The 12061-nt window shown below is 73.6% G+C and carries 10 protein-coding genes; 5 read left to right on the forward strand and 5 right to left on the reverse strand.

Annotated features, from left to right (window positions below; all coding sequences use genetic code 11):
* Positions 1–67: 67 nt before the first annotated feature.
* On the forward strand, positions 68–2938 hold the full coding sequence (locus FHE66_RS08775; RefSeq protein ID WP_139072591.1) for an FAD-binding and (Fe-S)-binding domain-containing protein: 2871 nt from the start codon (positions 68–70) through the stop codon (positions 2936–2938).
* A 64-nt stretch (positions 2939–3002) separates the two neighbouring features.
* Entirely contained in the window at positions 3003–3836 is an 834-nt protein-coding gene (locus tag FHE66_RS08780; RefSeq protein WP_139072592.1) for a siderophore-interacting protein, read from the forward strand.
* A 246-nt stretch (positions 3837–4082) separates the two neighbouring features.
* On the opposite strand, the gene FHE66_RS08785 is transcribed toward FHE66_RS08780, so the two are convergent.
* The 5 genes from FHE66_RS08785 to FHE66_RS08805 are packed head-to-tail and all read right to left on the reverse strand — an operon-like array spanning position 4083 to position 9171.
* Complete coding sequence (locus FHE66_RS08785) at positions 4083–5006, reverse strand: N-acetylglucosamine kinase (RefSeq protein WP_139072593.1); 924 nt, start codon at positions 5004–5006, stop codon at positions 4083–4085.
* Positions 5007–5010: 4 nt separating this feature from the next.
* The gene (locus tag FHE66_RS08790; RefSeq protein ID WP_139072594.1) at positions 5011–5928 is read right to left on the reverse strand and encodes a carbohydrate ABC transporter permease; all 918 of its coding nucleotides are present in this window, start codon (positions 5926–5928) and stop codon (positions 5011–5013) included.
* On the reverse strand, positions 5925–6896 hold the full coding sequence (locus FHE66_RS08795; protein ID WP_230976478.1) for a carbohydrate ABC transporter permease: 972 nt from the start codon (positions 6894–6896) through the stop codon (positions 5925–5927). Before FHE66_RS08795 ends, FHE66_RS08790 begins: the two co-directional genes overlap by 4 nt.
* A complete protein-coding gene (locus tag FHE66_RS08800) occupies positions 6893–8218 on the reverse strand; it encodes an extracellular solute-binding protein (protein ID WP_255303659.1) in 1326 nt (441 codons plus the stop codon). The genes FHE66_RS08795 and FHE66_RS08800 overlap by 4 nt, the downstream gene beginning before the upstream one ends.
* On the reverse strand, positions 8215–9171 hold the full coding sequence (locus FHE66_RS08805) for an N-acetylmuramic acid 6-phosphate etherase (protein WP_139072595.1): 957 nt from the start codon (positions 9169–9171) through the stop codon (positions 8215–8217). Before FHE66_RS08805 ends, FHE66_RS08800 begins: the two co-directional genes overlap by 4 nt.
* Before the next feature lie 161 nt (positions 9172–9332).
* Between FHE66_RS08805 and FHE66_RS08810 the strand changes: the two genes are divergently transcribed.
* From FHE66_RS08810 to FHE66_RS08820, 3 genes are all read left to right on the forward strand, one after another.
* Complete coding sequence (locus FHE66_RS08810) at positions 9333–10211, forward strand: MurR/RpiR family transcriptional regulator (protein ID WP_139072596.1); 879 nt, start codon at positions 9333–9335, stop codon at positions 10209–10211.
* Positions 10212–10278: 67 nt separating this feature from the next.
* The gene (locus FHE66_RS08815) at positions 10279–11274 is read left to right on the forward strand and encodes a Gfo/Idh/MocA family protein (protein ID WP_139072597.1); all 996 of its coding nucleotides are present in this window, start codon (positions 10279–10281) and stop codon (positions 11272–11274) included.
* A 99-nt stretch (positions 11275–11373) separates the two neighbouring features.
* A complete protein-coding gene (locus FHE66_RS08820) occupies positions 11374–11943 on the forward strand; it encodes a YagU family protein (RefSeq protein WP_139072598.1) in 570 nt (189 codons plus the stop codon).
* Positions 11944–12061: the final 118 nt, after the last annotated feature.

The raw sequence follows: 12061 nt of genomic DNA on the forward strand, positions 1-12061 counted from the left end.
TGTGCGCGACAGCCGACTTCCGCGCGAGAGCGGGGTTCTGCGGGGGCCGCTACGAGAGACTGACGCCGTGACGAAGACGCCGCACCTCGCCCCGCTCGCCGCGGCCGCCGGCGCGGGCGGGCTGAGCACCCGCGAGGTCGACCGCGCGCGCCTCGCCCACGACGCCTCCCACTACCTCCTGCGCCCGCAGGCCGTCGTCACCGCGACGTCGGTCGAGCAGGTCGCGGCCGTCATGGCCGCCGCCGGCCGGGCGACCCCGCCCGTGCCGCTCACCTTCCGCGCGGGCGGCACGAGCCTGTCCGGACAGGCCGTCACGGACGGCGTCCTCGTCGACGTCCGCCGCCACCAGCAGGACGTGGAGGTGCTCGACGACGGCGCCCGCGTGCGCTGTCGCCCGGGCGCGGTCCTGCGCCGGGTCAACGCCGCCCTCGCCCGGCACGGCCGGCGCCTGGGCCCCGACCCGGCGAGCGAGATCGCCTGCACGGTCGGCGGGGTGGTCGCCAACAACTCCTCGGGGATGACCTCGGGCACCGCCGCGACGGCCTACCGCACGCTGGACTCGGTTGTCCTCGCGCTGCCCAGCGGCACGGTCGTGGACACCGCCGCCCCGGACGCCGACGCGCTGCTCGCCGCGCGCGAGCCCGAGCTGCACGCCGGCCTGCTCCGCCTGCGTGACCACGTGCGCTCGCGGCCCGACCTGCGCCGCGCCGTCGAGCACCAGTTCTCGATGAAGAACACCATGGGCTACGGGATCAACGCGCTGCTCGACCACGACTCCGCCGTCGACATCCTCGCCCACCTGCTCGTCGGCTCGGAGGGCACCCTCGCCTACCTCGCCGAGGTCACCCTGCGCACCGTGCCCGTCCTGCCGCACGCGGCGACGGCGCTGCTCGTGCTCGACTCCATCGGCGCCGCGACCGCCGCGCTGCCGACGGTCACCGCGACCTCCGCCGTCGCCGTCGAGCTCATGGACGCCGCGGCGCTGCGGGTGGCCCAGCGCGACCCTCGCGCCGACCCCGTCCTGCGTGAGCTCGCCGTCGACCGGCACACCGCCCTGCTCGTCGAGCTCCAGCACGCGACGGGGGACGGCCTAGCCGAGCTCGTCGCCGGCGCCGAGCCGCTGCTCGCCGGCCTGTCCCCGGCCGCGGCGACGCCGCTCACCACCGACCCCCGCGCGCGGGCGGCGATGTGGCAGGTGCGCAAGGGCCTGTACGCGGCCGTCGCCGGCGCCCGCCCGACCGGCACGACGGCCATGCTCGAGGACGTCGTCGTCCCCGGGCCCGCCCTCACCGACACGGTGCGTGCCCTGGAGGGTCTGCTCGCCCGGTACGGCTACGACGACGCCGTGACGTTCGGCCACGCCAAGGACGCCAACCTCCACTTCATGGTCAACCCCGACCTCGGCGACCCGCGGGCCCGCGACGCCTACGCCGCGTTCAGCGAGGAGCTCGCCGGGCTCGTGCTCGACGCCGGCGGCTCGCTCAAGGCCGAGCACGGCACCGGCCGGATGATGGCCCCGTTCGTGCGCCGCCAGTACGGCGCGGAGCTGTACGAGGTCATGCGCGAGATCAAGCGGCTGTGCGACCCGCGCGGCGTGCTCGCCCCCGGCGTCGTCATCAGCGACGACCCGACCATCCACCTGCGCGACCTCAAGCGCCCCGCGCAGGTCCACCCCGAGCTCGACCGGTGCGTCGAGTGCGGCTTCTGCGAGCCCGCCTGCCCCTCCCGCCACACGACGACGACGCCCCGCCAGCGCATCGCCCTCTTGCGCGAGGCCGCCGACTCCGGTCCCGAGCGGCGGGCCGAGCTCGAGGACGCCTACGACTACGCCGCCGTCCAGACGTGTGCCGCTGACTCGCTGTGCCGCGTCTCCTGCCCGGTCGACATCGACACCGGCGCGGTGATGAAGCAGCGCCGCGCCGCGGCCAACGGGCCGCTCGCCCAGGCGGTCGGGCGGCGCCTGGCCGGGGCGTGGGGCACCGCGACGACGACGCTGCGCGCCGGTCTCGCCGTCGCCGACCACGTCCCCGGGCCGGTCCTGTCGGCGGCGACGACGGTGGTGCGCGCCGTCGTCGGGGAGCGTGGGCGCGACCTCCTCCCGCACGTCGACGGCTCCCTGCCCGGACCGGGCAGCCCGCGCAGCCGGATGGTCGGCCCGGTCGCGCCCGGGACCCACGACGCCGTGTTCTTCCCCGCGTGCATCGGCTCGCTCTTCGCTCCCGAGGGGGACGGCACGCTCGGCGCCGGGGCGGCGTTCGCCGTGCTGTGCGAGCGGGCGGGGGTGCGGCTCGCGGTGCCCGAGGGGATCGACGGGCTGTGCTGCGGGACGGTCTGGGAGTCCAAGGGCCTGGTCGACGGCGCGGTCCTCATGGCCGGGCGGGTCGCGGACTCGGTGTGGGAGCTCACCGACGGCGGACGCCTGCCGCTCGTGTGCGACGCCGCGAGCTGCACCCACGGCCTCGCCTCGATCGGCAAGCGGCTCACCGGACCGGCGGCCCAGCGGTGGGCGCGGGTGCGCGTCGTCGACGCCGTCACCTACACCCGTGAGGTCCTCCTCGACCGGATCGACGTGCCCGCGGGCGCGCTGCTCGACCGGCTCGTGGTCCACCCGACGTGCTCCACCGTCCACCTCGGCGCGGTCGAGGACCTCACCGCCGTCGCCGGCGCCGTGGCGCGGGAGGTCACCGTCCCCGCGGAGTGGGGGTGCTGCGGGACGGCGGGGGACCGCGGGATGCTCCACCCCGAGCTGCCAGCAGGGGCCACCGAGCGGGAGGCTGCCGAGATCGCCGCCGCCGAGCGCGCCGCGGGGCCGTTCGACGCCTACGCCTCGTGCAACCGCACCTGCGAGATGGGGATGACGGCGGCCACCGGCCGTCCCTACCGGCACGTCCTCGAGCTGCTCGAGGAGGGCACCCGACCGGCCGCCGGCCGGGCGTGAGGCGGGCGGCACGCCCACTGGACGTACAGTGGACGGCGCATCCCGCGACCCGAGAAGGAGCCCTGTGACCGAGCGCCCCGTCCGTCGTCGGCGTCCGCAGACCGTCCTCGAGGTGCTCCGCAGGGAGACCCTCACGCCCTCGATGGTGCGGCTCTACCTCGGCGGGCCCGGCCTCGCGTCCTTCACCGACAACGAGTGCACCGACCGGTACGTCAAGCTCTACTTCGTGCGCCCGGAGCTCGGCCTCGAGCCGCCCTACGACGTCGCCGAACTGCGCGAGCGGCTTGCGCCCGAGGACCTGCCGGTCACCCGCACCTACACGGTCCGCGCGCTCGACACGGCCGCGGGGTGGCTGGCGATCGACGTCGTCGTCCACGGCGACGAGGGCCTGGCCGGGCCGTGGGCGGCACGCGCGCAGCCGGGGGAGCGGGTCGTGCTCTCCGGGCCGGGCGGCGCCTACCGCCCCGACCCGACGGCGGACTGGCACCTCCTCGCGGGGGACGAGTCGGCGCTCCCGGCGATCGCGGCCGCCCTGGAGGCGCTGCCCGACGACGCGCGGGGAGTGGCGTTCATCGAGGTCGGCGGGCCGCAGGACGAGCTGCCGCTGCGCGCGCCCGCCTGCGTCGAGGTGCGGTGGCTGCACCGGGCGCCCGCGGCCCCGGGGACGTCCCGGGTGCTGCCCGAGGCGGTCGCCGGGTACGACTGGCCGCAGGGGCGGGTCCAGGTGTTCGCCCACGGGGAGCGCGAGGCGATGAAGGCGCTGCGCGAGGTGTTCTTCACCCAGCGCGGGCTCGAGCGCTCGCAGGTCTCGCTGTCGGGCTACTGGGCCTACGGCCGCACCGAGGACCGCTTCCAGGCCGAGAAGCGCGAGCCGGTCGGCAAGATCTTCGCCGACTGAGGCCCGCTGGTTCTGCGACCTCGTCGGCCGAGCCTCCCCACCGACGGCAGGAAGAGGCTCCGCGACACGTCAGGCTGCCCCATGTCGCGGGGCAGTCTGACGTGTCCGGACACCTACCTCCCCGGGCGGGCGCGCCTCCCACTGTGCGCCCACTGCTGGACCGCGGCCCCGTTGCTGCGTCCCGTGGAGCGGGTGCACGGTAGGCCTTGAGGGCGCACAGTCGGGCTACCTACCACCCGCGCGCGCTCAGTGGACGGTGAGCAGCGGCTCGGCCGGTGTGAGGTCCCCGGCCAGCCAGCGGCGGGCGAGGAGCTCGGCACCGTCGAGCGACGTGCCGTGCGGGGGCTCGAGGACGACGTCGGGCCGTGCCTCGGCCAGCGCCTCGCGCATCGTCTCGAGCACCACCCGCGACCCGAAGATCCCGCCGGTCCACGAGGCGAGCGGCGGCACCGGGGGGCGCAGCGCCGCGGTGAGGCTGCGGGCGAGCTCGTGCCCGGCGCGGCGCAGGATCGCGACGGCCACGTCCTCGTCCTGCCCCGCGAGGGCGACGACGTCGGGCACGACGGAGGCGAGCACCCCAGCCCGGTCCTCGCGCGTGTAGATCTGCCGCGGCCAGGACTCCGGCTCACCGAGCCGGGCCACCGCGGCGGCGAGCAGGCCGCCGGCGTCCGAGCGGCGCCCGTCGTGCTGCTCGAGCGCGGCCTCCAGCGCCCGCATGCCGATCCACGAGCCGGAGCCGGCGTCCCCCAGGACGTGACCCCAGCCGTCGACCTTGCGCCAGCACCCGGCGAGGTCGGTGCCCAGCGCGGTCGAGCCGGTGCCGGTGAGGACGACGGCCCCCGCCCGGCCCCCGAGCGCGCCCACCGCGGAGGTGACGGCGTCGGAGGCGACGACGGTCGGGACGTCGCCGAGGGCGGCGCGGACGGCCTCGAGCACCACCTGCGGGCCGTCGGCGAGGGTGAGGAGACCGCTGGAGCCCACGGCCACCGCCGCGACGTCGCCCAGGCGCAGGGCCAGGTCGGCGACGAGCGCGGCGACGAGCGGGGCGGCGACGAGCCCGCGCGCGTCCACCCGCAGCCGGTCCCCGGCGGTCTCCCGCGCCCCGCCCGGGCCGGTGAGGCGAGCGCGGGAGCCGGAGCCGCCGAGGTCGACGGCGAGGACGGCGCTCACGCCGCTACTTTCCCATCCCCGACGTGAGGCCGGCGATGATCTGCCTCGTCGCGACGAGGAACAGGAGGATGAGCGGCAGCGTGGCGATGACGAGCCCGGCGAAGAGCGTGGACCAGTCGGTCTGGTACTCCCCGAAGAACGTCGTCAGCCCGACCGGGAGGGTGTAGTTCTCCCGGTTGCGGATGAGGATGAGCGGGTAGAAGAAGTCGTTCCAGATCGGCACGAACCGGAAGACGATGACGGTGGCGATGGCCGGGCGCACGAGCGGGGCCATGACCGACCAGAACATCCGGAACGGGCCGGCGCCGTCGAGCCGCGCCGCCTCCTCCAGCTCACCCGGCAGCTGCCGGAAGAACGTCGTGAGGACGAACACCGAGAACGGGATGCTCACCGCCGCGTAGACCATGACGAGACCGAGCCTGGTGCTGATGAGCCCGAAGGAGTCCAGCAGGTAGAAGATCGGCACGATCATGAGGAAGACCGGCATCATCAGCCCGGAGATGAAGATCGCCTCGACGACCGACATGATCCGGCCCTTCGCCCGGGCCAGCGCGTAGGCAGCGAGCAGGGAGACCGCCGTCGCGATCACCACCGAGGTGACGGTGACGATGATCGAGTTCATGAAGTACGTCGAGAACGACGCCTCGATCCACGCCCGCTGGTAGCTGGTGAAGTCCGGCCGCAGTGGCACCCCGAGCGGCTCGGTGGCCAGCTCCCGGTTCGTGCGCAGGGAGTTGAGCAGCATGATGAGCAGCGGGACGGTCGCGACCGCTGCGTAGATCCACAGCGCCGCGCTCGTCGCCGCCGCGGCCCAGCCCCGGTCCCGGCGCCCCGGCCGGTTCGGCCGGAGCGTCGGGTCGGAGATGACGGGCGGGAGGTCGGGCGAACCGGGCTGCTGCGTCGTCGGGAGGGCGGCGCTCATCCGAGGATCTTCCTCTCCGTGCGACGGAACCACCGGGTGAAGACGGTGGACAGGCCGAAGATGAACAGGAACAGGAGGATTGCGATCGCCGACGACGTCCCGATGGCGTTCGAGGACCCGGACTCGAAGGCCGTGCGGTAGAAGACGAGCGAGAGCACGTCGGTCGCGCCGGCCGGGCTGCCCGTCGACCCGCCGAGGGCGTAGGGGATCGGGAAGGCCTCCATCGTGAAGATGAACGTCAGGACGCTCACCGTGCCGATGATGGGCGTGAGCAGCGGCAGCGTGATCGCGAAGAACCGCTGCGGCCCGGACGCGCCGTCGAGCTCCGCGGCCTCGTCCAGCTCCTGCGGCAGGCCACCGAGGGCCGCCCCGTAGAGCAGGAGCGGGAAGCCGACCCACTGCCACGCGGTGACGAGGACGACCACCCACAGCGCCGTCGACGGCGTGCCCAGCCACGGCAGGGCGAGGGAGTCGAGCCCCACCGCCTTGAGGGCGGCGTTGACCGGCCCGAACAGCGGGGAGAGCAGCAGCGACCACAGGTAGCCGACGACGAGCGGGCTCACCAGGTACGGCATCGTGTACAGCACCTGGAAGAAGCGCCGGAAGCGCGCGCGGCGGTGGAGGATGACCGCGAAGAACAGGCCCACCGAGTTCTGCACGATCATTGCCCCGCCGAACATCAGCAGGTTGTGCCCGAACGCGCGCGGGACCGAGCTGCGGTACGGCTCGGCCGTGAAGAGGTGGACGAAGTTCGCCAGCCCGACGAACTCCTCCTGGCTGGTGCCGCGCCAGGAGTACATCGAGTAGGTCACCGCGGTGGCCATCGGGTAGAGCACGAAGATCCCGAAGAGGACCGCCGCGGGGGCGATGAAGAGCAGGGCGACCCGGGTGGGCAGCGCCGCCGTCATGGTGCGGCGGCGGCGCTGCCCCGGCTCCACCGGGGCCGTCTGCGCGGCTGTGGCGGTCACTGGCCCGGGGTGAACCACTCGCTCAGACCGGCCTGGACGTCCTGCGCGACCTGCGCGGGCTCCTTGTCGCCGAGGAAGAGCTCCTGGACACCGGCGCCGATGAGGTCGGTGCCCGTCGGGTCGCCGTAGCGGAAGTTCACCAGCTGCAGGTAGGGCGCGGGGCTCTCCTGGTACAGGTCCCACATCTCCTGCATGAGCGGCTCGTCGAAGGAGACGCCGGGGACGGGGGAGAACTGCTTGAGGTCGTTGGCGACCATCTGGCCGAACTCCTGCGTGGCGAGCCACTGGATGAGGGTCTCGGCCTCCTCCTGGTGGGTGCTGTTGGCGCTCAGGCCCCAGTTGCCGTCCGCGTAGGCCGGGGTGACGGCCTCGTCGAGCGCGGAGCCCGGGGGCGGCGGGACCTGGAAGACGCCGAGCTCCATCTCCGGGTTCTCCGCCTGGAAGAACCCGAGCTCGAAGGAGCCGCCGGGGAACATCGCTGCCTGCTCGGTGGTGAACAGGACCTGGGACTCGGTGTAGCTCACGCCGACGACGTTCTCCGGCATGTACTGCTGGAGGTCGACGACGGTCTGGAGGGAGTCGACGTAGGCCTGGTCGGTGAAGTCGGTGTCACCGGAGAGGATCGCCTGCTCGAACTCCGACCCGCCGTACTGGGCGGAGCCGAGGATGTCGTGGACGATCGGCATCATCCACGCGTCGAGCCCGCCGACGGCCATCGGGGTGACGCCGGCCTCGGCGAGGGACTCGTTGAGGGCGACGAACTCCTCCCACGTCGTCGGCTCCTCGAGGCCGTTCTCCTCGAAGATCGCCGTGTTGTAGTACATCTGCAGGGTCTGGGAGGCGAAGGGGACGCCGTAGGTGGCGCCGTCCTCGCGGCCCTTCGCGCCGGCGAGGATGGTCTCGTCGAACTCCGCGACCTCGGGGACGATGTCGTCCAGCGCCACGAGGTTGCCGCCCTCGACGAGCGGCTGGAGCAGGCCGTAGCTGCGGACCTGCGCGATGTCGGGGCCGTCGCTGCCGGTGAGGCCGGTCTGCAGGATCTGGTTGTACTCGGTGTTGACGAAGGCCTGGAAGTCGACCGAGATGCAGGGGTTGGCCTCCTCGAAGGCCGGGAAGATCACGTCGTTGTAGGTGTCGGCGTCCTCGGTGCGCCAGGACCACACCCGCAGGGTGACCTCCTCGGTGCACTCGCCACCGTCGGCGGTCTGCTCGGAGGAGGTGTCCTCGTCGCCCGGGTCGGGGGCGTCGGTGGACGGTGCGCAGGCGGCGAGGAGGAGGCTGGCGGACAGCGCTGTCGCGATGACGGTGCGGCGTTGCATCATGGTTCCCTTCGTGACGGGGTGCTGTGGCTGGGGCTGGACAGGGACTGCACTGCACCCCGGACGACGCCACCGGCGTCCTCCAGGGCGGCTCGGGCGCCGGGGGGATCGGCGTCCGCGAGGGTCATGACGAGCGCGACCTTGAGGTCGCCGTCGGCCTCCTCGAGGAGCTCCTCGCACACCGACCGGTCGAGCCCGGTGGCCTGGTGGAGGATCGTCACGGTCCGGGCGCGCAGCTTCTGGTTCGTGGCGACCATCGAGACCATGAGGTTGGACCACGTGCGCCCGAGCCGCACCATGAGCGCGGTCGAGAAGCTGTGCAGGACGAGCTTCTGGGCGGTGGCCGACTTCATCCGGGTGGACCCGGTGAGCGCCTCGGGGCCGGTGTCGACGACGATCGCGACCTCGACGAGCTCGCGCAGCGCCGAGCGCGGGTTGGACGTGACGAGCGCGGTGAACGCGCCGTTCGCGGCGGCGTGCTCGAGCGCGCCGGCGACGTAGGGGGTGCGCCCGGAGGCGGCGAGGCCGATGACGACGTCGCCCTCACCGACGTCCCCGAGCTCGCGGCGCCCGGCGGCGGCGTCGTCCTCGACGTTCTCCGCGGCGCGCACGATCGCCGGCGCGCCGCCGGCGAGGTGGGCGGTGACCACGCCCTCCTCCAGGCGGAAGGTGGGGAGCAGCTCGGCGGCGTCGACGACGCCGATCCGGCCGCTCGTCCCGGCGCCGACGTAGTGGACCGTCCCGCCGGCCCGCACCCGCTCGGCTGCGGCGTCGACGAGCCCGGCGAGGGCGGGCAGGGTCGCCCCGACGGCGTAGGGCACGAGCTGGTCCTCGGCGTTGATGAGCCGCAGCAGCTGCAGCGTGTCGACGACGTCCATCTCGACCGTGCGCGGGTTGCGCTCCTCGGTGGGGGAGTCGACGAGGACCCCCCACCGGGTGTCTCCCGCTCGCGTCATCGCTCCGCTCCTCGCATCTTCCGGCTGGACGGGTGCGGTTGGAACGCCCCCGTCGTGACAGTCTGGTGGCGCAGACGATGCCCCGTCGGCGGGGGGAAGTCAAGGAGTTTCGTCGTAGTAAGATCGATGAGAACTAAATTTCATCCCGAAGGATGGTTGTCATGGTCGAGTCCGGCCCTCCCCCCGACGGCGCCGCGCTGGTAAGTCGCATCAGCGCCGTGCTGCCCGAGCTTCGCCCCGCCGAGCGACGGGTGGGTGAGGCGGTCGTCGCCGACCCCACGTCCGTGGCCCGCGAGTCGATCACCGCTCTCGCCGAACGGTGCCGCACGTCCGCGCCCACCGTCGTGCGGTTCGCCAAGCGCATGGGCTTCTCCGGCTACCCGCAGCTGCGCCTCGCGCTGGCCAAGGCGGCCGGCATCGAGGAGGGGCGCACCGCCCGCGGCCCCATCTCCGGCACGCTCGACCCGGGCGACACCCTCGAGCAGGTCGTCGCCAAGATCGGCTACGCCGACGCGCGCGCCGTGGAGGACACGACCGCGATGCTCGACATCGCGGCGCTCGAGGCCGCCGTCGACGCGCTCGTCGGGGCCCGCCGGATCGACCTCGTCGGCGTGGCGGCCAGCGGCGTCACCGCGACCGACCTGTGCCAGAAGCTCTCCCGCCTCGGCCTGCAGGCCACGTGCCACCACGACCGGCACGCCGCGCTCACCGCGCTGTCGCTGCGCGGGCCGGGCGACGTCGTCATCGCCATCTCCCACTCGGGCAGCACGCCCGACGTCATCGCCCCGACGCGGCTCGCGGTCGAGCAGGGCGTCACGGCCATCGCGCTCACCAACCACCCGGGCTCCAAGCTGGCGCAGACGGCCGACATCGCGCTCATCACGACGACGCGCGAGACGACGTTCCGCTCCGGGGCGATGGCCAGCCGCATCGCCCAGCTCGTCGTCGTCGACTGCCTGTTCGTCGCCGTGGCGATGCGGGACATGGACGCCACCCACGCCGCCCTCGACGCCAGCTTCAAGGCCGTCGCCGACCTCTGACCCCACCCCGCCCCTCTCCCGCCGAGCGCTGGATCCGGCACGGGTGCGCGGACGATAGCCTCGGCCCGTGGACACAGTGCGATGGGGCATCATCGGGGTCGGCGACGTCACCGAGGCCAAGAGCGGCCCGGGTTTCCAGCAGGCGGAGGGCTCCTCGCTCGTCGCCGTCATGCGCCGCGACGGTGAGAAGGCGGCCGACTACGCCCGCCGCCACGGCGTCCCGCGCTGGTACGACGACGCCGAGGCGCTCATCCACGACCCCGACGTCGACGCCGTCTACGTCGCGACCCCGCCGGACTCCCACCGGGACTACGCCGTGCGCGTCCTCGAGGCGGGCAAGCCGGTCTACGTGGAGAAGCCGATGGCGCGCACCGCCGCGGAGTGCGAGGACGTCCTCGCCGCGGCCGAGCGCGTCGGGCAGCCCGTCTTCGTCGCCTACTACCGCCGCGCGATGCCACGGTTCGTCACCGTCAAGCGGCTGCTCGACGACGGCGCGATCGGCGAGGTCCACGCCGTCGCCGTCCACGCGTCCAAGCCGTCGGCGCTCGCGGACGGCGCGGACGTCCCGTGGCGGGTCCGCCCGGAGGTCGCCGGGGGCGGCCTGTTCGTCGACCTCGCCTCCCACACCCTCGACCTGCTCGACCACCTCCTCGGGCCGGTCGCCCGCGTCACCGGGTACGCCGCGAGGTTCGGGCGGATGACGACCGCCGAGGACGTCGTCAGCGCCTCCTTCGAGCTGGAGTCCGGCGCGCTCGGCAGCGGGCTGTGGAGCTACGGCACCGCCGAGGAGCGCGACGAGGTCCGCATCCTCGGGTCCGCCGGCACGCTGCGGTTCTCGACGTTCGGCCAGGAGCCGCTCGTGCTCACCACCGCCGCCGGCGAGCAGCACATCGAGGCGCCCTACCCGGCGACCGTCCAGCTGCCGCTCATCCAGAGCGTCGTCGACGAGCTCACCGGCCGCGGCACCTGCCCGAGCACCGGCGCCAGCGCCATGCGCACCGCCCGCGTCGTCGACGCCCTCCTCGACGAGCACCGCGCCCGCCACGCCATCACCTTCGCCTGACCCCCGGACTGCTCGGGGCGGTCCGCCAGCCGGTGCGGGCCGGCGCGTGCAGACCTAGCCTTGCCTCCTCGACACATCTGCTCCTTGGGGGGATGCGTGATGAGCACCGAGCACAGGTCCCGTCTCGTGGTCACCGACCAGGCCCGACGCCGGTACGGCACGGCCGTGTGGGTCGGCATCATCACCGGCTGCATCGGTGCGATCGTCAAGTTCGGCTGGGAGGTGCCGTTCCCGCCTCGCACGCCCGAGCGGAACGAGACCAACCCGCCGCAGGCGTTCGCCGAGCTGTTCGGCACCCCGTCGGACCTCACGCACGCGGTCTACTACTTCAACGAGAACGCCTTGCCGTGGTTCAGCTTCCTGCTCCACTTCGCGTTCTCGATCCTCTTCGCGGTGATCTACTGTGTCGTCGCCGAGAAGTGGCCGCGGATCAAGCTCTGGCAGGGCGTCGCGTACGGCCTGGTCGTCTGGATCGCCTGGCACTGGGTGGTCATGCCCGCGGTCGGCATCATCCCGGCGCTGTGGGACCAGCCGATCGAGGAGCACCTCTCCGAGCTGGCCGGGCACGCCGCGTGGATGTGGGTCATCGAGCTCACCCGCCGGGATCTGCGCAACCGGATCACGCACGAGCCGGACGCCGAGGTTCCCCTCACGTCCCCGTTCCGCTGAGTCGACGCCCCACCACCCCGGCCGCGCGCTCCCCCGCCGCCGAGGTCGCACGTTCTCGCCTGAGTCCCGCCGGAAGAACCGGCGACCGCTGACGGAAAACGTGCGACCTCGGCGGGTG

The sequence above is a fragment of the Georgenia sp. 311 genome, from assembly GCF_006151955.1.
Classification (GTDB): domain Bacteria; phylum Actinomycetota; class Actinomycetes; order Actinomycetales; family Actinomycetaceae; genus Oceanitalea; species Oceanitalea wutianyii.